This is a genomic window from Moritella sp. 24, from assembly GCF_018219155.1.
Classification (GTDB): Bacteria; Pseudomonadota; Gammaproteobacteria; order Enterobacterales; family Moritellaceae; genus Moritella.
Genome location: NZ_CP056123.1, coordinates 1496880 through 1521679, shown reverse-complemented (window position 1 = coordinate 1521679; position 24800 = coordinate 1496880). Strand labels below are relative to the sequence as shown.

Genomic DNA, 24800 nt, shown 5'->3' with positions numbered 1-24800 from the left:
CGAATAGGATCAATTTAACCAATGTTATTTAAAGCAAGGTTACTCAAAACAATGTTATTTAACTTAATAAACCGTCGAAAAACTAAGGCGCTAAGCAGCTTATTACTTGCAGGACTGCTCACTGCATGTGCAAACACAGCAGATACGCCATCACAAGACGAAGTCATTGCCCAACAAGAATTAGAACAAGCGTGGACTGAATTTTATAGCACACTTCGGGATGTCGAACAGCAATTCCGTGACAGTAGTATTTATCAACGTGATCCACAGCATCGCATTGAAGCGTATGAATTATTGGCTGCAATCACCAATGCAGCGATGAGCGGTGCTATCGCAGGTGGTGACGGCAGTTATCCGCATTTCCGTAACTTACTTGATCCGGGTAAACGTGTTGGTATTGATAATCCAGATACTTATTACCGCGCTGCAAATGTCAGTAATAAAGACGGTGAAAATGTATATATCGTGACAGGTAATCGTGGCACAACAGCTGATTTCTTATTAGAGTTATTTGAAGCGGCAAATCCACAAGGTGCCGTTTCTGTACTCGATGACAACAATATGACATTTGATGCAGACGGTAACTTCACCGTGACACTCAGCAAGAACCAAGTACCAGGTAACTGGATGGAACTACCACAGCAACAGCAAGATCTCATTGTGATTGCCCGTTATACCCATGCAAACTGGAACACTGAATCTGCCGGTAACATAACCATCAAACGAGTGGGTAGTGAGGGTGTGGCGAGTAAACCTTATAGTGCCGCAGGGTTAACCGAACGCATTAAAAACGCAACTTCAATGGCTAAACGACAAGGTACATTCTGGCCCGACTTTGCGGATAAAATCTCATGGTTATCAGATAATACGCTAATTTCATTCCGTCCAACGGGTGAGATCGGTATTCTAGGTCAATATAACAGTGTCGGTCATTATGATCTGAAAGAAGATGAAGCACTGATTGTTAAGTTACCTGAAATTGAGTCAGACTATAATGGTCTGCACACGATGAATTATTGGGCAGCATCACCTGATTGGGTAAATAAACAAACCAGCGTATCATGGGGTTTAAACGGTAAAGCACAAGCATACAAGAGTGAAGATGGTTACTACTATATAGTAGCATCACCACAAGATCCGGGTATCCAAGACTGGATTGATACGAGCAGCACACCAACGGGTGTATTGATGTTACGTATTCAAAGTGGTGTTGATGAGGAATTCATTACCTCGACCACACCAGAAACAACATTAGTAAAACTCAGTGAGTTACGCCAGCACCTACCCGCTGATATCCCAATGTTTACTGCTGAGCAACGTAAACAGCAAATAATGCAGCGTCAGCAACATGCGGCGAAACGTTATCAAACGTGGTAATAACAAACTGTATTAACACATAGCAATAACTTTAATACACATACAGAAAGGGCGATGATTACTTCAATAAAAAGTATTCATCGCCCTTTTCTATTTCTATCTTTTACCTTTTCGCTTTATCTTCTCGCTTTTATTAATAACCACTTAATAGGCGCAACTCAGTTCTTTAGGTTGGCGGTATTCAGCAGGTAGTTTTGCGATTGCTTTACGTAAATCTTTGATACGGGTATCGTGTGATGGATGTGTTGACAATAATTCAGGTGGTTGCTTTCCGTCTGATGCTGCAGCCATATTTTTCCACAATGCCACACTTTCTTCTGGATCAAATCCCGCTTTCGCCATCAATTCTAAACCTACAATATCGGCTTCTGATTCTTGAGTGCGTCCATAAGGCAGTACCACACCATATTGCAACCCTAAGCCAAGTGCTTGCATTGCGGTATCTTTATATTCTTGATTTTGTAATGCGTAATCGGTTACCTGCAAACCTAAGTTAGTAATTTTTGATTGCGATAGACGCTCATTACTGTGGTTCGCTGTTACATGGACGATTTCATGCCCCATTACCGCCGCTAATTGCGAGGGTGTTTTCGCCACTTTTAGCAAACCGGTATAAACACCAATATGACCACCCGGTAATGCAAAGGCATTCACTTGCGGACTGTCAAAAATAACCACATCCCAACTTGTAGGTTGATCGACATAATGCGTCAAAGTATCCGCAATACATTGCACGTAATTGTTCAGCTTAGGATCGGTATTAATTTTTTCTTGTTGTTTGATTTGATCAAATGATTGTGCGCCAAGCTGTGACATATCACCAGTCGAGTACAATAGTACTTGATTACGCCCTGTTGGCGATGCGGTGCATCCAACCACTAAGGTTGATAATACAGCTAAAGGTAAGATTGTTTTTAACATGCGCCCTCCATATTGGCTTCTGCTATTTGATAATGTATTAACTAGCATGAAACCAGTATAAGGAGGGTGTTAGGAATAGTAAAACCTAACAATCGTATCGAGACTAAAAACTTTTAAACTGATTAGTTTTTGTGTCGTAATGATAACCAAGTGTGTCTAGTTTATTTGCGAGGGCTTCGCTGGGCATGTTGTATTTACCTATCTCAGCGAAAAATTTTGACTAGCTTCCAGACATGTGAAAGAGATCGTGTATACAGAGAAAATAATATCAAAAATGATATTAATTGGATCCAATCGGGTATAGCGTACGCTGTTGTTATAATAGCGATAATATTAAACATAAGAGCTAAAAATGTAATGATAATTAGTGTCTCTGTAGAGCTAAAACCAGCTCTCAAGCAGATATGGTGTAAATGGTCTCTGTCTGGCTGAAAAGGTGAATGTCCCTTTTTAATTCGTCGAACCATAACCCCGACCATATCCATTAATGGCAACGCAATGATCCATAATGCTACAACAGGAGAAAATGAAATTACACCATCATTTAATGAATTACTTTGTGTACCGATAGCAAGTAACCAAACAATAGTAAACCCGATAAACATACTACCCGCATCCCCCATGAATATTTTTTTACTACTGAAAGTTGTTAATTGTAAATTGTAAAATAAATATGGGATGAGAACAACAAGCCAAAGAATACAGAAACACGCTGCTTCGATATTTCCAGACATAAAAAACAATACTGTTAAAGTGAAGAATGTTGCGGCACTAATTCCACCAATTAACCCATCAATTCCATCAACCATATTGTAAGCATTGATGGAAGCTAGAACTGCGAAAATAGTAAAAGGGTAACTAAAATAACCAAGATGTATTTCTCCGAAAGAGAAAAGATCACCCAAACTAAAAATTGCATCACCAGCATAGAATATCATAATTGACGCTACTGCGATTTCAATGGAAACTCTAACTTTTACACTTAAATCATAACGATCATCTAGTGCGCCAGTAATAACCATTATTAATGATGTCATTAAATAGATAACAAATTTATTTGTTTCAAGCGGATAAAAAATAAGAATCAAAATTCCTGTTATAAATAGAGATAAATAAACAGCAATCCCACCAATTAATGGAATTTCGCCCTGATGATTTTTACGTGTAGTTGGCTTATCAGTTAAACCTATTTTTACAGCTACTCTGTTTAATACCTCAATTGTAGGAAATGATACAAAAAATGCGATTACAACAAGGTAAAGATAAAGATTCATCTGATAAACCCCTCAAATTATACTAATCAAAGATACCTATACTATTAATTTAATAGCGTATTCTGATCATTTTAAATAAATACATCTATTTTATTAATCCGCCTAACTCACAATTAAATATGCTATTATCTCACATTCCCAACCACGACAGTGAATACATACAAAACGGTACCACTCGGGTTGTTAATAATTGTAAAACCTTGCCCCCCCCCTGTATATTAATAAAGGGCCCCATAACAATCCTTAGGGAAGAATAACGTCTACATTAATAATTACATTTATTTTCCAATAGCTTTGATAGAATAGGTTACCATCAAAATATTCAGTAAAATAAATGACAGTTTATTATTCATGCCATTTACCATTAGTAAATATTTAAATAGTTAGTTACAGTGATAGGAAAGTTTTTTGCGCGGGAAAAATATGGGTATTTGGTTAAAATCTATTTCTGATATTCGAGATGCGAATAATTTGTATCGTAAATCATATAAAAACATGTAGCTTCGCAAAAATATACCAAGCGGAACTAAAACATAATAATTAAATGAAAACGTATTCATCATCAGTTCCATTTTACAAAGTATTACCTGTAAATATCTCATCTTTACACCTTGAAATCATAATATTACAATATAAAATCCTTATGTTAATTCGGTCTCGACCATGGGACCGCTGAAGCCTTTTTAATAACTAATATTAAGACGCTTTATGATACTGTTCTGAACACTAAATGTTAGGCTCAGTTCCATAATATTGTTGCTACCTATACGCAGTCACTAATATTTACCTAGAATCCAACTTAGAATAGAGCACATTTTTACATTTGCCACGGGTTATGAAAAGTTACTTAATTTTTCGATAAGTTATATGTAATGATTCACTAAGAAAATGTTAAATGTAAGTATAATTTGTATTTCAATTTCAAATTAGAAAAGTTAAACCAATGAACGCACAGCTTTGCAATTAAGTTATCAAAAGGTAAACAACAGTATCAATAATGCCTAAGATCACACTCAATACCTATCATTCTACTTCTTACTGGTATCTACTATAGAGAAAACGCGTAAACAGAATAGACGTTTCCACTTGTCGAGCCAATTATAACTGGCACACGGTTCTGTGATTGAAATACTGGTAAATGTGTTACCCTATATATATATAAATGTAACCTTTATGTTAGCAAGTTAAGCTTTAGTAGGCTTTTAACTTTTAATTCTGAAATGGCATGAGCCTGCCAATACGCTGATGGATCAGAGAAATTTAGAGGGTGTTAGGCTAGTTCAAACTACTACTTTAACTGTCATTTTATATAACTATTATTAATGATAAAAATTATTACTTTATTTTACAAGTGACATCTGAAATTTCGAGTTTCCGTTGTTCTATATCTTGTCGATTCAAAGTTTCATAGTCAACCTCCCCTAAACGATCTTCTCTCCTCATCTTTTTTTTCTCGATATTAAATTTTTCTAAATCTTCAATCAACACCCATAATTTTTTAAAAACATTCATAAGTCACTTCCCTTTAACCAATTTTATAATTATTTCAAGAAACATAAAACATATGGTAATATGTAAGTTCAAGTAAAATATAGAATATCTTACTATTACAATCATCCTATATTTTTATGATTAAAAATTACAATCTAATTGTAATTTTCTAAAAGTATACTACATCTATCTTTCCGCACCTATTTAAATCGGTTATATTTTATAAAAATTAATAGCTTTCTTAATAAAGTTTTTACGTGAATATCTATATTTGATCTATTGTTTAAATTTTAGTGATAATAATCAGCTAGATATTATATAACTCAAGCAAAAACAAGAAAGTCATGCTAATAATACATATCACAAAAATAACGAATAAATTAATTTAAATTTGCACATTTCATTTTATGCCTATAATTGTTTTATGTTCCTCATTGAAAAGAACAAAAAATGAAACAAATCTATAAACATTTATTGATGATAGTATCATTTCTTATTTTGACAGCTTGTACCGTACCCGGTTCAGATTTACCTATCGGTAATAAACATGTTGTTGAAATAAATGCAGATCAATCTCAATCAGGTGGATTATCAAGTGAGCAAGTAACTATATACCCGCTGTCTCCGTCTTTTGTCGCAAGATATAATACTTTCAATTATGCTGGCGCAATCAAAACAAAAACCAATCCTAAATTGGATAAACAACTAGCAAATTACGAATATCTTATTGGTCCTAGCGATATTTTAACGATCACTATTTGGAACCACCCTGAATTAACTATTCCAGCGGGTTCATTTCGTAGTGCCCAAGAGTCTGGGACTTGGGTTCATTCAGATGGAACAATATTTTATCCTTATATCGGCTTTGTTAAGGTAGAAGGCAAGACTGCTGTTGAAATTCGTAAACTTATTTCAACCCGATTAGCGACGTTTATTGAAACTCCACAAGTGGATGTTAATCTTGCTGCATTTCGTTCCCAAAAAGCGTACCTTGTTGGCGAAATAAAAACCCCGGGGAAACAACCAATTACAAATGTGCCATTAACTCTGCTTGATGCAATCAATCAAGGAGGTGGTTTAACTGCAGATGCCGATTGGCGTAATGTTTCAATTACCAGTAATGGTAAGACTGAAATCATCTCTTTATATAAATTAATGCAACTCGGTGATCTGACTGAAAATCGCTTAATGCGTAGCGGAGATATTATTTATGTACCCAGAAATGATGCACTGAAAGTGTTTGTACAGGGCGAGGTCGTTAAAGCAGGCATGCTCACTATCGATCGAACTGGAATGACCCTAACCGAAGCTCTAAGCGCGGTCGGTGGTATTAATGAATTAAGAGCCAATGCAACTGGAATATTTATTGTTCGGAGTACTTCAAGAGATGTTAAAAACCAAACTTTCTTAGACAAATTACAAGCACAAGAAAAATTTCAGCCCCAAGATCAAACTCTCGCAAATATATATCAATTAGATCTGCATGATGCTTCAGCATTAATGACCGGAACAAAATTTGAATTAGAGCCTTATGATGTGCTGTATGTCACTACCGCTCCCATTTCACGTTGGAATAGAGTCATGGATCAATTGTTACCAACGATCTCCGCATTTAATCTGCTAACAGGAGGCGTTTTAGACGTGAAAAAATTCTAATCCAGTTTAGTATGCGTGGCGAGTATTTACGTCCCCACGACGAGAAGCTCGTACAGCACAATTCATCCACACGAGAAATAAACTTGGCGGGCACAGCCCACCTAGTCAGTAACCCACTTATAAATATTTTATTGAAATAACAAAAATGCAACTTATCAACATGTCCTTGTATGTTGCAAAAATTAATTCGATAGAAAAAGAAAAATTTCATCTCACAGAGCTTATTGAGCAAGATATATTATATAGAGCAACTTTAGCTGTTTATTCATATGTACCTAATAATGTTTTTTTATATCTCCATCAATTCAATGTAAAAATAAATGATGAGTGCTAATAATGACAAATAAAAATATACCATTCCGAAACAATCAGTCTACTAACAAGAGTGATGTTATTGACCTCGGTAAACTATTATGTATTTTACTAGATGGTAAATGGGTTGTTATTTTTGCAACTATTTTATTTATGATAGTCGGTGTTATCTATGCTTTGTCAGCAACACCGATTTATAAAGCAGATGCCTTAGTACAGGTAGAGGAAAAAAGTCGAGGTGTACCATCATTAGGTAATGATGTGGCAGATATGTTCGCGCAAGAATCATCTTCAGTGACTGAAATAGGAATCATTAAGTCTAGAATGATCTTAATCCAAACCGTTGATAAATTTAACCTTACTATATTATCTTCAGCTGATTATTGGTCTTCTGTATATACAAATATAGAAAAAATATTAAAGTTAGACTCGTTTCTTTCTTTCACACAATTGTTAGCAACAAAAACTTCAATATCTGTCTCAAAATTTGAGATACCTGAATATGCTGCGCAAGCGAAACATCAAATAGTTTTACTTGATAACGCAAAAGGTACTTATCAATTAATCAATGACCACAATATGGTTATTTTATCTGGCACGGTTGGAGTATTAGTAGAAAAAGAAGGTTATCAGTTGTTGGTTACACAGCTTAAAGGAGAGAAAAATCAAAAATATAATATTGGTAAACGCTCGCAATTAGCAGCAATCAGGTGGCTAAAAAAGTCTTTATCTGTCAGTGAAATGGGTAAAAAATCGGGTCTTTTATTATTTTCTTTTACAGGTAAAAGCAAAGCACAAATAAAAGACATAGTATACGACATCAGTACTAACTATTTTTTACAAAACCTAGCTCGCAATGCAGAAATGGCAAAAAATAGTTTAGATTTTGTAAACACACATTTACCAAAAATTAAAAATAAATTAACGGAATATGAAAATAAATTAAATAACTTTAAATCAATGAATGACTCCGTTAATTTGGGAATGGAAGCGCAATCAACCTTAGATGTGATCGTATCCTTAGAAGCACAGCTTAATGATATCACCTTTAAAGAAAGTGATATCTCGAAACTTTTCACTAAAAAACACCCTTCATATATTGCTTTATTGGATAAACGAAAAACGCTCCAAGAAAGACGTAAAGTTCTTAATGCTAAGATTCAAGCATTACCAAAAAAACAACGCGAAATATTACGTATTATGCGTGATGTAGAAGTCAATCAAGCAGTCTACTTACAGCTATTAAACAAAAAACAAGAGTTAAGTATTGTACAGGCCAGTACTGTAGGTAATGTTCGAATTTTAGATAACGCAGCAGTTTACGACGCACCAATTAAGCCTAAAAAAACGATCATAGTTGGGTTAGCGACTATGTTAGGCGGCATGTTCAGTGTTGCTTTTCTAATTGTAGCATCAGCTTTCAAGCGAGGAGTCGAGTCACCAGAGCAGATTGAAGAGATTGGTTTATCTGTTTATGCAACAATACCTAAATCCGCTCAGCAAATTGATATAAATCATAAGATAGAGCAAAATAAAAAATATAATCAAAAGACACAAATATCTCAAACTTTATTAGCAATAGCAAACCCTGCAGATCTATCCATTGAGGCACTTCGAAACCTACGTAGTAGCTTGTATTTCGCATTGATGGATGCAACAAACAATATCATTATGATATCCGGCCCATCACCCGATATTGGCAAGTCATTTGTTGCAACTAACTTAGCTGCAGTTATCTCAAAGGTAGATCAGAAAGTATTAATTATTGATGCAGACATGCGTAGAGGACGAATTGAACGGATCCTATCTCAACCTCATAAAAATGGCTTATCTGATATTCTATTAGGTGACATTTCGGTTGAACAAGGCATAAAAACATTAAATATCAAAAATGTAGACTTTATTTCTAGAGGTAAAACATTACCTAATCCATCTGAATTATTAATGCATCAAAGATTTAAACAGTTGTTAGATTGGGCATCAGATAATTACGATATTGTGATAATTGATACCCCTCCTCTGCTGGCCGTAACAGACAGTAGCATAGTTGGAAAGCATTGTGGCACAACATTGCTAATAGCTCACTTTGGGAAAACATCCATTAAAGAAATTGAAGTCACAGTGAAACGATTCGCTCAAAACGGTATAAATGTTAAGGGGGTAATCCTGAATTCGGTTGAAAAAACAGCGAGTAGTTCATATAGTTACGGCTATTATAACTACAACTATGACATTGATAAGTTCTAGGATAGAGTATGATAAGCCGCATTTAACCAAGACATCAACAGGGTTGATTGGTAATAGCCATCTAGCCCTGCCATTTATACCTTTACTTCATATCACATAAAATTGATAGCCTTGATTTTAGGTATTCAAATTCGACGCTGTCTGCTATCTGTTTCCGTACGCTCTGCATAATGTTGTTCTCCCTGAACATACATGTCATTAACGGCATTACTTTCATTACCCCTCACACACTGGTAGTTCACTTCATCTAAACAATCTTCCCCCCTCATCTTATTTTCTCTAGGTTAAACTCCTCTAACATATTTACTTATTCAGATTTAAAAATCATAATTTCGCACCTAATTAGTCAACACTTAACAAGCACAAAAAAGACCTCAGGTAAACAAAAAAAATTGCTATTTTATTACAATGGTCTATATATAGTGAAATAACCTTAAAGTTCAATAAAATACCCCCGAAAACTGATCGAATATCAAACGAAATGGACATCTAAAAGTATAAAATGCCGTGCATTCGCATAAATTTTAAGCTTTAATGCATTTTCAAGAAAGAACACATAATGAATGTTTCTTTCCTTTGAACTGGGACGTTTTAATATTTTAATGTAATAGAATATTCTCCTACATTAATTATTAACCTACTAATTGCTAAAACCACATACAGGAATTCTTTAAATTGAGTGATTTAAAACAGTTATTTATAAAACAGTTGGGATCGATCGGTATCATTAACGAATGGATAAAAATATCTAAAAACTCAATATCGTTAGATATTATTGACTGGAGAAATCATGGATAACTACAACCACGGAAGATCTTTCCTATGTTTGGGACTTTTATTTTTCAGCTATGTAACGACGAGTAATGCTGAGCAAGCATCCTTCGATGGTTTTGGTGCAGCAGAGTTCTATGGACAGTCTTGGGGCTCAGCAGCCCTTGGACCACAACGGCTTGGTGGTCCGCTAAATACATACAAGCAATCCTATCGCTTTGAAGCGACCAGTTCCAGCGCACCCGTAAAATTTCTATGGGAAAACCAAAACGGGACTGGCGGCACAAGTAGCTTCTACCATGCTGGTGATTTAGTGCCGGTTACCTTTGAAATTAAAGGAGACGATGGGTTCGGTTTTCCTGATGAAAATGGTCCTTCGTTCGGTATTGCAAAACGAGACAATCTCCTTTCGGATCCTTCGTTTTTACCTGTGTTTTTTTCGAATACTTCAGCTTTAACCGCTGGGAATATTTATCATATTGTACTTACGAATACCTCACCAGATCCTGTAAATAATTTTGTGAGCACAAATCACCTTTGGCTTCAACACGCAGAATCAGAGGTCGATACCCCGGCGTCTGGAACAGGCGGAGGAAATGATCAATACGCGGCAACCGATATGCAATGGGGACTTACCTACTTCGGGGAGGGCTACAATGGATCTTCAACTGGCGATGGAGATTTGAGATGGCATAATCGTGAAGATTATATTATCAGCAAGGATTGGGATTACCGCACCGCACGCAATACTCCAATAGGTGAGATTTGTTTGGCCAACGGTGATTGTATGGGGCAAGGGTACATTAACGGATTATCCCATGAAGCGACGCAATACAAACATCAACAACATGTGCAAGGATCTGAGATGGTGCGTCAAGTTTTCACACCTCAGGACACTCTCGATGTAAACAGCGTAGCTCTGCACGGCTGGCGAGACGGCAATCCATCAGGTCCGTTGACCTACACGCTTAAAGAATGCAGTGGTGCTGTACTCGCAACTGGATCAATGCCAGCATCTGAGTTTGATGAACCCATCATCTGGCACAATGGATCAGCTCCAAGTAATCCGACTTGGGGAGAAGCGCAAATGACTCAGGTCACATTGAATGCTGGTACGCAATATTGCTTAGAGTTTTCTGCTCCTCCGGGAGATGCCTATATGTTCCACGCGATGGAACAAGGAGGTTCTGGAGATTTATTCAGTTGTGAAACTATTTTTTGTGATGGATATGCGCAGGAATCTGATACGAATGGGTCTAACTGGAATGATTGGCCAACGTGGGGAACACCTTCTAAAAATGCTGACTTAGCTTTCTTTCTTAGGGTTGTTGATGGTTCGGATACCCCGATTATCACTCCCCCCGATGACATCGGCAGTTCAACCTATGAGGATGCAGAAGATGGAAACACATTAGGTTGGAAAATTTATGATGCGGATCCGACTGGGGCGGATATTAGCAATCTGTATGATACAGTCCGAGATAGTCGTGTGATTTCTCTGAAAGGATCGAGCACGGACAACGGTTATCGGTTGAGTAATGCTGATGGTAGCACATGGCAAAACAGCGAACAATTTGTCATTGAATGGTCGATGCAGTTCAGTGAGTCATATACAGTTTTCATCGATGTACAAACGACTGATGGACACAAATTCCTGAGTTACAAACCCGATGATAACGATCGTCTGGGGACGGGTGAATATATCTATCACGGTTTGGGAACGTCATCGATAAACGGACTGTGGCAGACTTTTACCCGAGACTTGCAAGCGGACTTGGAGGAAGCTCAGCCAGGAGTTGTTATCGAGGAGGTTAATGGGTTCCTAATTCGCGGTAGCGGTCGCTTGGATGATGTGAAGCTATTGAATACCGAGAATGCGGGTCCATTGGCGATTGAGACGGCTTCGTTATCCACGGGTTTGCTTTCAGTGCCTTATAATGCCTTTATCCAGGTTTCGGGAGGCAAGGCTCCGTATAATTGGACACTCAGTAATGGCAGTTTACCGACCGGACTGACATTAAATAGCGCAACGGGTGAAATCAGCGGTATCCCTGATGCCCTTGGCAGTTCAACGTTTAATGTGACAGTGGCTGATGACTCTCAGGGCAGTATCAACGCTTCCTTTACTATGGAGGTTGATTCTGGCCCCATCGATACGGGAGTTATCTATGAGAATGCTGAAGATGGGGACACATTAGGTTGGCGTATTTACACTGGTAATTCGGCTGGAGCGAATATTAGTAATGAGTATGATACTGACTGGGGTAGCCAGGTGATCGTTCTGAGCGGGTCAGGCCAGGATCATGGTTATAGGTTGGATAATGCCGATGGCAGCATCTGGTATAACCGAGAACAATTTGTCCTGCAATGGTCGATGCAGTATAGTGAGTCATATACAGTTTACATCGATGTGCAAACGACTGACGGACATAAGTATTTGTATTACAGACCCGATTATAACAGCCGCCTGGGGACAGATGAATATATTCATCACGGTTTGGGAACGTCATCGATAAACGGTCAGTGGCAAACCTTTACCCGGGACTTGCAAGCGGACTTGGAGGAAGCTCAGCCAGGAGTTGTTATCGAGGAAGTTAACGGGTTCCTGATCCGCGGTAGCGGTCGCTTGGATGATGTGAAGCTATTGAATGCAGAGTCAGTACGACGTTGAGACAACTTGGTTACCCAGGGCTCGTTTCCGATTCTTATTGTGTATAGTGGCACAATAATTTATGCAGTCTAATTTGTAATATTTCAGACTTTATCTGGCAGTCACTCACTTTTCTCATAGTGCCTGTCAGTTTAAATTTGAGATGAACTTTTCTCGGTCCAAATCGGTTTCCCATCAAATTATGTTCCTAGCGGTGTTCATCCAGCGCTGAAAAGTTTCGTTCTAAACGTTATTTGATAAAATTCATTGATAATCTTGATGTTCAACCCGTCCACAATATTCAATCCCTCGAACTGTCCAAATACGCTGCATAGGAAGATCATACTTCTCGAAATAATCCCCCCCGAAACACTTTACGTCTATGTATACTGGCATTATCTAAAGCGATATAAATTGGTTATCATCCTGAGTCTTTATAAACTGTTCAAACACATCAACCACAACATCTTTGTCGACCCATTACATAAAATGGTGAGAGTAACAGCGAAACCCTTGACTTTGTGCCCGCTCATATTAAAGTCATCAAAACCATTCTCCCGACATATACGCGCCGGCATTGTGAACGAAACGGTAGTGAATTGAATCCACAAGCTATATGTGGGTATATTACTGTGGAACAAATGTATTCGGCAGTAACACCATAGGAGTCGTTGCACCTACGCTTACGTTTTGTCTGCACGCAGCCAGACATAAGGAAGACTTGCTACTAAATAGAATCCATATTCGTCATAATTGGTAGTAGCCCTGAGTCTATCGCATCAAAAATAGCGACCAACCGTTTTGTTCCTTATCATTAGCTCCAGTAAGAGATCGTATCCCAAACAATATCAAAGATGTCCGCCAGCTGAGTAAGCGGCTAATTGGCGTAAATACCTGACAATTTATATGTGACAACTTAGCTCAGACTTGATCTGACACCAAGCTTGAAAAGAGAGGGTTACCAGTTTCAATGGAGGTATAAACCAAACCAAAAAACTAGTAATCCTCATGCTCAATGGTAACGGAATAATCACCGGAGCATCATATTCACAATAGCTTCACATCATCCAAGCGACCGCTACCGCGGATCAGGAACCCGTTAACTTCCTCGATAAGAACTCCTGGCTGAGCCTCCTCCAAGTCCGCTTGCAAGTCTCGGGTAAAAGTCTGCCACAGTCCGTTTATCGATGACGTTCCCAAACCGAGATGAATATATTCACCCGTCCCCAGACGGCTGTTATCATCAGGTCTGTAATACAAATACTTATGTCCGTCAGTCGTCTGCACATCGATGAAAACTGTATATGACTCACTGAACTGCATCGACCATACAATGACAAATTGTTCACTGTTCTGCCAGGTGCTGTTATCGTCATTACCCAACCTATAACCATGATCCTGGCCAGACCCGTTCAGAACAATCACCTTGCTATCCCAGTCAGTATCAAACGTATTGCTAATACTCGCTCCAGCCGAATTACCACTGTAAATACGCCAACCTAATGTGTTCCCATTCTCAGCATCCTCATAGACAACTTCTGTATTGTCAAGTTCAGTATCAACTTCCATCGTAAAGGTAGCACTGATACTGACCTGCGAGTCATCAGTCACTGTCACATCAAATGTTGAGGTTCCAAGGGTATCAGGGGTTCCGCTGATTTCGCCCGTAGCGCTATTTAATGTCAGTCCGGTCGGCAAACTGCCATTACTAAGCGTCCAATTATACGGTACCTTGCCTCCCGATACCTGAATAAACGCACTATAAGGCACGGAAAGCAAGCCACCGGATAACGAAGCCGTCTCAATCCCAAGTGGTTCTGCATTCAATAACTTGATATCATCCAATCGACCGCTGCCGCGGATCAGGAACCCGTTAACCTCCTCGATAACAACTCCTGGCTGAGCTTCCTCCAAGTCCGCTTGCAAGTCCCGGGTAAAGGTTTTCCACTGACCGTTTTTCGATGACGCTCCCAAACCGTGATGAATATATTCCCCCGTCCCCAGACGGTTATTATCATCAGGCCTGTAATACAAATACTTATGTCCGTCAGTCGTCTGCACATCGATGAAAACTGTATATGACTCACTGAACTGCATCGACCATTGCAGGACAAATTGTCCACTGTTCTGCCAGTTGCTGTTATCGTCATTACCCAATCTATAACCATGGTCCTGCGCCAATCCACTCAGAACGATCACCTTGCTACCCCGGTCAGTATCAAACACATTGCTAATAATAGCGCTGGCCGAATTACCACTATAAATACGCCAACCTAATGTGTTCCCGTCTTCAGCGTCCTCATAGACAAGTCCATTTCCAGCCTCAAGAACCGCCACTGTAAACGTGGCGCTGATACTGCCCTGCGAGTCATCTGTCACTGTCACATTAAACGTTGAACTGCCAAGGGCATCAGGGATACCGCTGATTTCGCCCGTCACGCTATTTAATGTCAACCCGGTCGGTAAACTGTTATTACTGAGCGACCAACTATACGGTGCTTTACCTCCCGAAACCTGAATAAACGCACTATAAGGCACGGAAATCAAACCACCGGATAACGAAGCAGTATCAACCCATAATGCCTCTGCATTCAATAACTTGATATCATCCAATCGACCGCTACCGCGAATCAGGAACCCATTCACCTCCTCGATAACAACTCCTGGCTGAGCTTCCCCCAAGTCCGCTTGCAAGTCTCGGGTAAACGTTTGCCACTGTCCGTTTATCGATGACGTCCCCAAACCATGATGAATATATTCACCCGTCCCCAGACGGTCCTTATCCTCGGATGTGTAATACAAATACTTATGTCCGTCAGACGTTTGTACATCGATGAAAACCGTATATAACTCACTGAACTGCATCGACCATTGCACAACAAATTGTTCACTGTTATTCCACTTAGGATCACGAAAATCATAACCGTGGTCCTGGCCAAACCCACTCAGAACAATCACCTGGCTACCTAGGTCAGTATCATACTCATTGCTAATACTCGCCCCGGCCGAATTACCAGTGTAAATTCCCCACCCTGTTGTAGTCCCATCTTCAGCATCCTCATAGGTAAGTGCCGCATCAACCAACATCGTAAAGGTGGCGCTGATATTAGTCTCTAGGTCATCAATCACTGTCACATCAAACGTTGAACTACCAAGGGCAACGGGGGTGCCACTGAGTTCGCCCGTCGCACTATTCAACGTCAGACCAGCTGGCAAACTGCCATTACTGATAGCCCAGGTATACCCAGGTTCACCACCTAAGACCCGAATAAAGCCGCTATAAAACGAACCTATAACACTATCTGGTAAGGCATTGTTTTTGAAAGTTATTGGTAACATCAGGTTAGAGAACTCACTAATTACATTGTACGTAATTTGGCTAACAGCGGCATCTGCAATTGTGTTTTGTTCGAGAGACCAAAGGCCATCTGCCCAATCAACTGTTGCGGCATTAAATACGAAGCCACCACCATTCTGGCCCTGAAATATACCCATAGTGGAATAACCTATCCCTTGTGGATCCCACCCATTAAATGCTTCCGAATAACCGAGCACTGTAAAACTCAAGGGCGTATCGTCAGTCCCCGTAACAACAGGTGTACCAACAAGCTTACCGTCAGGCCAGTCAAGTACAGCACCATCAGTTTCGTGCCCTACTATTGTGTTTTCCTGACCAAAGGAATCATAGTCTTGAAGATTTGTTCCATCATAAATCCAGTGGTAGGAATTGACGACAGTATAACCACCGTACCCATCGGCCTCAGTAAAGTAACCATGGCTATTAACATACCCCCCATTTCGCCAACTTACACCCGTCGAGGTATTTTCTGGTTCGTTCACTGGTGAAGCAAACCACAGGGTTGTAACCAGAGAATTATCAACGTCATACATAGGGTCATCTTGATAATTAGACTTATAACAAATAAGACGATCCCCTTCTATTCGTACCTGCCACCACATTGTATTGCCGCTGAGTATCACGGCATTGCCACCTCTGGAAACAAAACTATCGTAATTGTCGCGCATTTCGCGGGTCCAATACTCATTATGACCGACGAATACAACTACATTGTAATTATCGAGTAATGCAGGATCATGGTGCAGGTCAAGCATTGATGCCCATTCAACAGGAAGCTCCTGAAATTGGATCCACCTGCTCAACTTTGGTACTTCATTGCGAGTAACATTTTGCCCAGGTCTTTTTAAAGATACAAAATCAGCCTCTCCAGGCTCATTCTCAATGGTACTGGCATAAAAGGATTTCCCCCCCCAAATATTGTAGGCAACCCGGGTCGGAGCACTATCGAACACCAAAATATTAGAGGTAGACCCAAAGTCATTCTCTTTAACAACTACAGATAATTCCTCAGAAGAGCCGTTGCTCTTGAGCTTGATAAGGTAAAGACCACTTTCCCAATCAAGGGGGATACTGAGCGTATAGGCGACAGGCCAATCAGGCCCTAACCAAGCATCCTCTTCAGGTGTTGAATGATTATGATTACCTGTTATTTGCGCTATAGTTGAAATGAGTTGAAAGTCATTAATACTATCTTTGTAGATTTCGATAGAAAAGGCAGCATCACTTGTTGATGCATGAATATCTATACTCTCTCCTTGCGCAACACTAAAGGAAGATAAGTAACCTTCAATTGCCGCGGCATTACTAGCCGGTATATAACTAAATACAAAAAGTACCCAGCATAGAAGAGAATAATTCGTTCGATTATTAAGAGGCATAAGCCACTCCTATCAATTATATCCGGTCTGTGTGAGTCTTGGTTTTTAATGAACAGGCGATAATGTAACTCACTATCATGTCTTTCAAGGAGTCTAGTTGGTACACAAGGTTTTAGCCCTAAATTCGATAAGATATAAGAAATATAATTCTGTGATTAAACATAATTCAGCACTAAAACAACGACAATGCTAAACAAACAAAATATTTCCCACGGCTATGTCCTAAAACTAAACCTGAAATACGACTAACGATGATATAACCTAATAATCATCAAGCTGCACCTATTATCCAGCCCTGTACGACCTTTTTATATTTTCAACAAAATATTAAAAGTGTGATCTAGGTGCTGAGTTAGGATACTTTCACTATGCTCATAGTAACCATCATAAATAATGAGGTTACCGTTATGAATAAAGTTACTTTCTTTTCCTTTATGGAAAATTGACTTCATGCATGTAAAAGAGAAAGTTATGAAATTATCAATATTAATGCCTACATACAATGAAGAAAAATATATAGAAAACACAGTGTTAACTATTTTGAATTCAGACTTAGATATTAATGAATATGAATATGAATTACTTATTATTGATGGTAATAGTGAAGATAATACGTTGGAAATACTTAACAATCTGAGTATTAAGTATAAAAACATTAAAATATTACATAACCCTGACAGAACAGTACCCTATGCAATGAACCTAGGCATAAAAAAATCTAAGGGTCAGTTAGTTATATTACAGGGCGCTCATTCCGAATACCCTTCAGATTATTATTCAAAAATGATCCAATATCATGAAAAACTTACTGCTGATTTAATAGGTGGTGTTTTAATCACTCAAGTCAAAACTAAAAATAAAAAATCAGAATCTATAAAGAATGTTTTATCTGATAAATTAGGTATTGGCAATTCTATTTTCAGGTTGGGTGTTGACGAGATAACCAACGTCGACACTGTTGCATTCGGCTGCTATAAAAGAGAAACTTTTGAAAAATATGGCTTGTATGATGTTCGATTAGATAGGAATCAGGACATTGAATATAATAAAAGAATTGTTAATGGTGGCGGCAGCATTCTATTAGTACCGGATCTTGAACTGACCTATTTCGCCAGAGAGACTTATAGCGAGTTAGCAAGTAACAATTATTCAAATGGTAAATGGAATGTAATAACGGCTTATTGTACTAAGAGTTTAAAATCATTAAGTATACGCCATTTTATTCCGCTTATTTTTTTATTATCATTAATCATACCCTTACTATTACCTTCTGTTTTTACGTTTATTTATTTATTGTCACCATTAAGCCTTCTCCTGTATTTAATCGCAGTCATTATAAGAAGCTTTTATCTTTCCACTAAAGAAAATTCATTTATTTATCTCCTCTTAACATTTGCAGTATTACATTTCTCTTACGCGATTGGATCTTTGACAGGTTTAATCAAACTAAATTATTTATTTAGAAAATAAAAGCTTAAAACTTAGAGATATCTTATTGAAAATTTCTTATTGGAGATAATTACATGATCAATTTTGATAAATTAAACCATTACATAAAAAATGAACTCTTCGCCTACGATAGTCCAATTCTCCTTCATCGCCCTGTATTTTCTGGAAATGAAAAACAATATTTAATCGATTGCATAGACTCAAATTTTGTTTCTTCGGTTGGTCAGAAAGTCGTAGATTTTGAAAATCAGATTTTAGAATATATAGGAATTGATCATGCAGTCGCGATTGTAAATGGTACATCTGCATTACATATAGCGATGCAATTAGTGGGAGTAACCCATAATACAGAAGTAATCACTCAACCTGTTACTTTTGTGGCAACCTGTAATGCAATTTCATATTGTAATGCATCTCCTGTATTTGTAGATGTAGATAAAGATACTCTAGGATTATCCCCTGAAAAGCTGGAATCATTTTTAAAAGATAATACTAAACAAACGAGAGAAGGGCCTGTTAATAAAATCTCAGGTAAGAGAATATCAGCTTGTGTCCCTATGCATACCTTTGGTCATCCCTGCCGTATTGAAGAAATCGCAGATATCTGTAAAAAATATAACTTACCTTTAGTTGAAGATGCCGCCGAATCACTCGGTAGTTATTATAAGGGTAAGCATACTGGATCATTTGGTGACATAGGTATAGTCAGTTTTAATGGAAATAAAATAATCACAGCAGGTGGTGGCGGTATGCTGGTAACAAATAATCAGGATTTAGCTGTAAAAGCTAAACACATAACGACAACGGGTAAAATACCTCATCCCTATGAATATTATCATGAAGAAGTGGCTTACAATTATCGCTTACCCAATCTTAACGCAGCTTTAGGCTGTGCCCAAATGGAACAACTTACCGGTTTCCTTAAAGAAAAAAGAATACTCGCTGATAAATACAATGACTTTTTTCAAGACCTGGATATTCAATTTATCCGGGAACCTGAATCTTGTCATTCAAATTACTGGTTAAATGCAGTTTTACTGGCAAACCGTGAAGAGCGAGACCTATTTTTAGAATCTACAAATAAAAATGGAGTGATGACACGACCGATCTGGGCATTGATGAATAAGCTGCCCATGTTTTCTAAATGTCAGACTGGTGATCTATCTAATGCAGAGTGGTTGGAAGATCGCGTAGTAAATATTCCCAGTAGTATACCAACACCAAAAACGAAATAAAAAGGATTATTATGAACGATATTTTATCCTTAATTGGACGAACACAACCTTTGCTTGATAAAGACATCACTTCATATGAAGAACATCTTAAGGAAGTCGTTCGCAACAACCGGTTCCTTGTCATAGGTGGTGCCGGCTCGATAGGCCAGGCAGTCACTAAAGAAATATTCTCCAGAAACCCTAGCGTTCTTCATGTTGTGGATATCAGTGAAAATAACATGGTGGAACTTGTGAGGGATATTAGAAGTTCTTACGGATATATTGACGGTGACTTTAGAACTTTTGCTATTGATTGCGGTAGTAAAGAGTTTGATTCATTCTTTGAAAATGAAGGTCCTTATGATTATATTCTTAATTTGTCGGCATTGAAGCATGTCAGAAGTGAAAAAGATCCCTATACACTAATGCGAATGGTTGAAGTTAATATACTAAATACTGTTAAGACGCTTAATCATGCCATTAAATCCGGAGCAAAGAAGTATTTTTGCGTTTCAACTGACAAAGCCGCTAACCCGGTGAATATGATGGGTGCTTCAAAACGGATCATGGAAATGTATTTAATGGAGAAAAGTCTCGAAATCTCTATTTCAACCGCAAGGTTTGCAAATGTAGCCTTTTCTGATGGTAGCCTCTTACACGGTTTTAATCAGCGGATTAGTAAAAATCAGCCAATATCAGCACCGAATGACGTAAGAAGATATTTTGTTACGCCTAAAGAAGCCGGAGAGCTTTGTCTCATGTCGACAATCCTTGGAGAAAATAGAGATATATTTTTCCCGAAACTGAGTCAGGAACTGGATCTTGTGACATTCTCCAGTATTGCTGAGCGGTATCTGGAGTCCATTGGTTATAAAGCAAATCCCTGTGTTTCAGAGGCTGAAGCGAGAGAAACAGTACTTGCTCTTAAAAAACAGAAAGAGTGGTCCTGCTTCTTCTTTGAATCTGATACAACCGGTGAAAAAGATTATGAAGAATTTTTCACCGACAATGAAATTCTGGACTTTGAGAAATTTGAGAATCTTGGAGTGATAAAAAATCAACCGGATTATGATAAAAATAAATTAGAATTTTTCTCTAACTCAATTAAGGAACTCTTAGATTCGAATTGGACGAAGGAAGATATAGTACATTTGTTTTTTGAAATGCTTCCGGAGTTTAAACACAAAGAAACTGGAAAATATTTAGATGGGAGGATGTAATAATGCAGAGATTTTTTGATATTTTATTTTCAGGTTTGGCTCTCTTGTTTTTTTCACCACTTTTAGTATCTATCGCTATATTACTAAGGTTTACTGGAGAGGGTGAAGTCTTCTTTATACAACCGCGTGTAGGAAAAAATGGCAAGATGATTGGCCTTATTAAATTCGTCACTATGGTAAAAGATAGCCCGAACATGGCAATGGGAACCGTTACTGTCAAAGATGATCCTAGAGTCCTGCCAATAGGTAAATTCTTACGTAAGAGTAAAATCAACGAATTGCCGCAACTTTGGAATGTTTTTAGAGGTAATATGAGTGTAATAGGGCCAAGACCACAAGCTGAGCGTTGTTTTAATGCTTTTTCTGAAGCTGCACAAATTGCCATTAAACAAGTAAAACCAGGTCTTTCAGGTATTGGGTCTATCGTTTTTCGGGATGAAGAGTCGATCTTGGATAATCCGGATATAGATCGTCTACAATATTATGATGATGTTATTGCCCCTTATAAAGGTGAGCTTGAACAGTGGTTTATACACAATCAAGATCTTTATACCTATTTCATGCTAATCGGGCTAACGGTATGGATGTTGCTATTCCCTAAAAGTGAGCGGTACAAAGAAATGATTGTAGGTCTTCCTCAAGTACCGGAAGATTTAAAGTGTTACATTTAAAATGGTCTCGGTAGGAATATCAGTTTCCCACCACCCTGCACAGATCCGTACGCTAGCTAATAACCCGTATAAAGTGGCCAACTGATTTTGGCCACGTTTTTTATTCTAACAAGTATCTTATTTCTGTTCATTTGGGGTTAAACCACCGTTATATTGATGTGGTCTAACCTGACTCTAATATAATTCGAGATAACTCTTTTAGCTTCATCAAAACTTGAATACCCTTTAGTTATGAGCAAGTAGTTAAGCGATGAAGCCTGATATCATCAGGCATATAGCTCCCGCATTCCAAGGTAATAAATCGCTTAACTGAGCGTTTACCATTACACTTAAACGCTTTTTGGAGGCCGAGGGCTGAATTTTTCAGCCCTCGCATAGAATATGATACTGTCATTTTATAGACGCCACGTGATTTCGCTCAGTGAGAGAATGCGTCACGCTGAAAACAAATGTCTTATCGTCAATTTATAGATTTGTATACAAATATAAAAGCTTTTCTTCTTCAATCGCCCAATTGTACTTTGCTAATACTGCTTTTCTACCATTACTTCCCATTTCCATAGCTTGAGATTCATTTTCGGATAAATAATTGATTGCAGTTACTATCTCATTTATATCAAAAGGATCAACACAAATACCACAGTTAGCTTTTGAGATTATCGAGTTCCATAAAGGAATATTAGAAGCTATAACGGGGATTCCTGCAGCCATATATTCGAACATTTTTACAGGTAAAGCGTCTTGGTAATTAATAATTGGATGCAAAGTGACGATTCCTGCAATTGACTCTTTAAGATTGCGGCTAATTTCATTTCGACCTAACCAGCCTTTCTCATCAACACGCGACCATCCATTCAATGATACAACTTCTTCCCTGAGTTTGCTGCTAAAGAAAGTGCCAGCTAGAGATAATACAATATCACTATTAACATGACCCATGGCATTAACAATCTCAACAATCCCTCTTACCTTAGTAATTCCACCAACATATGTGACCTGCTTCAATTTATTAATTCCATCGTATTTCGAATTAAATTCATCAATTATCGGGTAATTATTAATATCAATTGTATTATTGTTTATTGTCGAAAATTTTTCGGCAATATGTTGCGTTGCAGCTATCACTGCATCAAACTTACTTAGGTAATAACGTTCAAACATTTTTACAAATTTAGACAAAATTCTTGCTGAATACTTAGAAAGGTACGGTTTACTAAGTAGTTGCAGTGGTAAGTCTTCATGTGCATCAAATATGACTTTAAAACCCTTTTGTTTAAGCTTTAAGCCAAGAGGCATTAGTTCTGGATCATGTAAGTGATAGATCCTTGCTCTCTGCTCTAATGCTTTATCGAAAATCAGAGCGACTGTTTTAGTCATGCGAGAGATGCGACTGCCAGTGTTTTTTCCAACATCAACTATATGAACATTATTTTTAACTTCATTGCCTAGCCCATCGGCAACAATCAAAGAAACAACATAACCATTGTCAGCTAGCGATGTGCACATTTTGATGAATATTCGTGTATCGTAACGGGGATGTACAGATGTAAGATGGCAAACATTAATCATTTTTTAACCTACTATTTTATTATAGAGTAATGAAAATATGTACTAGAGATTGGATATTTCCGACCAATTAACTAGGCGAATTGCTATAATTAATGTTTTTTTGATCAGCAACTTGTCCAGTAAAACTAGTCAGCATAAGAAAAAACCATAGCCAAAATGTAAAATCCCAATAGAATAATTTGGACAACAATATGGGGGCAGATAAAATAAGTTCGAAGTATCGTCCTTTCTTTAAGCATATATAAATTAATAATGCCATGAATAAACCTGTAAATACCAACCCAAAAACAATCGCAAAGTTCACTAACAAACCTGCATCCTGAACCGCAACTTTCCCTTTTCTGAATGTTCGACTAAATCCCTCTCCTGATAGAACGAATTGGTCTATGTCTATTAAAAAATCATTATAAACATCGTGTTTAGAAATTACAGATGTAGATTCTCCAAGTAATTTTTTTTCTGCGAAACTAAATAAATCATGATTTAAATTATTAATGAACACAGATGACAACACTATGAGGGTTAACCCCGTAAATATAACTTTACTGGTCTGAGATGAAAATTCCAATGATTTCAACCAAGCACAAAAAATAAATATTGAAATATAAATGCCAGAAAAAAGCCCCCAAACAGATGCGGTTAGTATTATTGACAATCCACCAACAATCAATAATACATTATACCTATCCCCTGAGACTAATATATACATTACCAGAAGAACATATGTCCAATTTGCATATGTACCAGGCTCAATAAATATACCTCCAGAACGATACATGTTTTCTAATATACCTGTAGGAATTTCGACTCTAGATTCACTGAACGGAAATAATATATCATGAGGCCGAAAGTCAAAGTTAAAAAAGTTATAAACTAATATTTGAACAACCAGTGCTATTATCGACAACCAAATTATATTCCCTAAGGACTTAATGAAAATAGATTTCAAATCATAATTTATGGATACAACACTAGAAACAACAAAGCCTAGTGTAATAGAAATTAAAAACACTAAATAACGAAAACTAAAACTATTAAACAAAGCAATCGTGGCCATACATATCAAAATTAAATACAGAGAAATCAAGTCATCACTAATAACTATAACCGCCCTATTTAAATATAGAAACAGAATCGTGATCAAAATTGCACTAAAACTTCTAATTATAAGCGGCAACACTCCAACCAGGCTATTTTCAAATGGAAACAAACAATAAACAAATAAGCAGCTAAGAACTATA

At 37.7% G+C, this 24800-nt stretch carries 16 protein-coding genes and 1 pseudogene; 9 read left to right on the top strand and 8 right to left on the bottom strand.

The window, feature by feature from the left end; translation table 11 throughout:
- Window positions 1–51: 51 nt before the first annotated feature.
- The gene (locus HWV00_RS06875) at window positions 52–1377 is read left to right on the top strand and encodes a DUF1214 domain-containing protein (protein WP_255554945.1); all 1326 of its coding nucleotides are present in this window, start codon (window positions 52–54) and stop codon (window positions 1375–1377) included.
- Window positions 1378–1521: 144 nt separating this feature from the next.
- On the opposite strand, the gene HWV00_RS06870 is transcribed toward HWV00_RS06875, so the two are convergent.
- The 4 genes from HWV00_RS06870 to HWV00_RS06855 form a co-directional block, all read right to left on the bottom strand.
- Window positions 1522–2298, bottom strand: a complete 777-nt coding sequence (locus HWV00_RS06870; RefSeq protein WP_211685368.1) for a M48 family metallopeptidase — start codon at window positions 2296–2298, stop codon at window positions 1522–1524.
- Between the two features lie 103 nt (window positions 2299–2401).
- Window positions 2402–2485 (bottom strand): DUF4250 domain-containing protein, encoded by an 84-nt coding sequence (locus tag HWV00_RS06865; RefSeq protein WP_255555022.1) that lies wholly within the window; start codon window positions 2483–2485, stop codon window positions 2402–2404.
- A 16-nt stretch (window positions 2486–2501) separates the two neighbouring features.
- Window positions 2502–3572: a UDP-N-acetylglucosamine--undecaprenyl-phosphate N-acetylglucosaminephosphotransferase gene (gene wecA / locus HWV00_RS06860; RefSeq protein WP_211685367.1), complete on the bottom strand. Its 1071-nt coding sequence runs from the start codon at window positions 3570–3572 to the stop codon at window positions 2502–2504.
- A 1335-nt stretch (window positions 3573–4907) separates the two neighbouring features.
- Window positions 4908–5084: a hypothetical protein gene (locus HWV00_RS06855; protein WP_211685366.1), complete on the bottom strand. Its 177-nt coding sequence runs from the start codon at window positions 5082–5084 to the stop codon at window positions 4908–4910.
- Window positions 5085–5513: 429 nt separating this feature from the next.
- Between HWV00_RS06855 and HWV00_RS06850 the strand changes: the two genes are divergently transcribed.
- From HWV00_RS06850 to HWV00_RS06840, 3 genes are all read left to right on the top strand, one after another.
- Window positions 5514–6719 carry a polysaccharide export protein gene (locus HWV00_RS06850; RefSeq protein WP_211685365.1) on the top strand — a complete coding sequence of 402 codons (1206 nt, stop codon included), beginning with the start codon at window positions 5514–5516 and terminating at the stop codon, window positions 6717–6719.
- A gap of 336 nt (window positions 6720–7055) precedes the next feature.
- Window positions 7056–9278, top strand: a complete 2223-nt coding sequence (locus tag HWV00_RS06845; RefSeq protein ID WP_211685364.1) for a polysaccharide biosynthesis tyrosine autokinase — start codon at window positions 7056–7058, stop codon at window positions 9276–9278.
- Between the two features lie 790 nt (window positions 9279–10068).
- Window positions 10069–12720 (top strand): Ig domain-containing protein, encoded by a 2652-nt coding sequence (locus tag HWV00_RS06840; RefSeq protein ID WP_211685363.1) that lies wholly within the window; start codon window positions 10069–10071, stop codon window positions 12718–12720.
- A gap of 209 nt (window positions 12721–12929) precedes the next feature.
- Here HWV00_RS06840 and HWV00_RS21625 read toward each other — a convergent pair.
- Window positions 12930–13056, bottom strand: a pseudogene (locus tag HWV00_RS21625) (IS481 family transposase); the annotation flags it as partial.
- Window positions 13057–13220: 164 nt separating this feature from the next.
- Here HWV00_RS21625 and HWV00_RS21420 point away from each other — a divergent pair.
- The gene (locus tag HWV00_RS21420) at window positions 13221–13364 is read left to right on the top strand and encodes a hypothetical protein (protein WP_255554944.1); all 144 of its coding nucleotides are present in this window, start codon (window positions 13221–13223) and stop codon (window positions 13362–13364) included.
- Between the two features lie 382 nt (window positions 13365–13746).
- Here HWV00_RS21420 and HWV00_RS06830 read toward each other — a convergent pair whose 3' ends face one another.
- Window positions 13747–17436: an Ig domain-containing protein gene (locus tag HWV00_RS06830; RefSeq protein ID WP_211685362.1), complete on the bottom strand. Its 3690-nt coding sequence runs from the start codon at window positions 17434–17436 to the stop codon at window positions 13747–13749.
- Window positions 17437–17907: 471 nt separating this feature from the next.
- Here HWV00_RS06830 and HWV00_RS06825 point away from each other — a divergent pair, with 471 nt between their 5' ends.
- The 4 genes from HWV00_RS06825 to HWV00_RS06810 are packed head-to-tail and all read left to right on the top strand — an operon-like array spanning window position 17908 to window position 21990.
- Window positions 17908–18906, top strand: coding sequence for a glycosyltransferase family 2 protein (locus tag HWV00_RS06825; RefSeq protein ID WP_211685361.1), 999 nt, complete (start codon window positions 17908–17910; stop codon window positions 18904–18906).
- A gap of 53 nt (window positions 18907–18959) precedes the next feature.
- Window positions 18960–20120, top strand: coding sequence for a LegC family aminotransferase (locus tag HWV00_RS06820; RefSeq protein ID WP_211685360.1), 1161 nt, complete (start codon window positions 18960–18962; stop codon window positions 20118–20120).
- 11 nt (window positions 20121–20131) lie between these two features.
- Window positions 20132–21319 carry a UDP-N-acetylglucosamine 4,6-dehydratase gene (locus HWV00_RS06815; protein ID WP_211685359.1) on the top strand — a complete coding sequence of 396 codons (1188 nt, stop codon included), beginning with the start codon at window positions 20132–20134 and terminating at the stop codon, window positions 21317–21319.
- A gap of 2 nt (window positions 21320–21321) precedes the next feature.
- Complete coding sequence (locus HWV00_RS06810) at window positions 21322–21990, top strand: sugar transferase (RefSeq protein WP_211685358.1); 669 nt, start codon at window positions 21322–21324, stop codon at window positions 21988–21990.
- A gap of 465 nt (window positions 21991–22455) precedes the next feature.
- On the opposite strand, the gene HWV00_RS06805 is transcribed toward HWV00_RS06810, so the two are convergent.
- Window positions 22456–23559, bottom strand: coding sequence for a glycosyltransferase family 4 protein (locus tag HWV00_RS06805; protein WP_211685357.1), 1104 nt, complete (start codon window positions 23557–23559; stop codon window positions 22456–22458).
- A gap of 67 nt (window positions 23560–23626) precedes the next feature.
- Window positions 23627–24616: a hypothetical protein gene (locus HWV00_RS06800; RefSeq protein WP_211685356.1), complete on the bottom strand. Its 990-nt coding sequence runs from the start codon at window positions 24614–24616 to the stop codon at window positions 23627–23629.
- Window positions 24617–24800: the final 184 nt, after the last annotated feature.

Bases quoted from the DNA above. Each gene is read 5' to 3' on its own strand.
- HWV00_RS06875 (WP_255554945.1), top strand. From the start codon at position 52: ATGTTATTTAACTTAATAAACCGTCGAAAAACTAAGGCGCTAAGCAGC.
- HWV00_RS06870 (WP_211685368.1), bottom strand. From the start codon at position 2,298: ATGTTAAAAACAATCTTACCTTTAGCTGTATTATCAACCTTAGTGGTT.
- HWV00_RS06865 (WP_255555022.1), bottom strand. From the start codon at position 2,485: ATGCCCAGCGAAGCCCTCGCAAATAAACTAGACACACTTGGTTATCAT.
- wecA (WP_211685367.1), bottom strand. From the start codon at position 3,572: ATGAATCTTTATCTTTACCTTGTTGTAATCGCATTTTTTGTATCATTT.
- HWV00_RS06855 (WP_211685366.1), bottom strand. From the start codon at position 5,084: ATGAATGTTTTTAAAAAATTATGGGTGTTGATTGAAGATTTAGAAAAA.
- HWV00_RS06850 (WP_211685365.1), top strand. From the start codon at position 5,514: ATGAAACAAATCTATAAACATTTATTGATGATAGTATCATTTCTTATT.
- HWV00_RS06845 (WP_211685364.1), top strand. From the start codon at position 7,056: ATGACAAATAAAAATATACCATTCCGAAACAATCAGTCTACTAACAAG.
- HWV00_RS06840 (WP_211685363.1), top strand. From the start codon at position 10,069: ATGGATAACTACAACCACGGAAGATCTTTCCTATGTTTGGGACTTTTA.
- HWV00_RS06830 (WP_211685362.1), bottom strand. From the start codon at position 17,436: ATGCCTCTTAATAATCGAACGAATTATTCTCTTCTATGCTGGGTACTT.
- HWV00_RS06825 (WP_211685361.1), top strand. From the start codon at position 17,908: ATGAAATTATCAATATTAATGCCTACATACAATGAAGAAAAATATATA.
- HWV00_RS06820 (WP_211685360.1), top strand. From the start codon at position 18,960: ATGATCAATTTTGATAAATTAAACCATTACATAAAAAATGAACTCTTC.
- HWV00_RS06815 (WP_211685359.1), top strand. From the start codon at position 20,132: ATGAACGATATTTTATCCTTAATTGGACGAACACAACCTTTGCTTGAT.
- HWV00_RS06810 (WP_211685358.1), top strand. From the start codon at position 21,322: ATGCAGAGATTTTTTGATATTTTATTTTCAGGTTTGGCTCTCTTGTTT.
- HWV00_RS06805 (WP_211685357.1), bottom strand. From the start codon at position 23,559: ATGATTAATGTTTGCCATCTTACATCTGTACATCCCCGTTACGATACA.
- HWV00_RS06800 (WP_211685356.1), bottom strand. From the start codon at position 24,616: ATGGCCACGATTGCTTTGTTTAATAGTTTTAGTTTTCGTTATTTAGTG.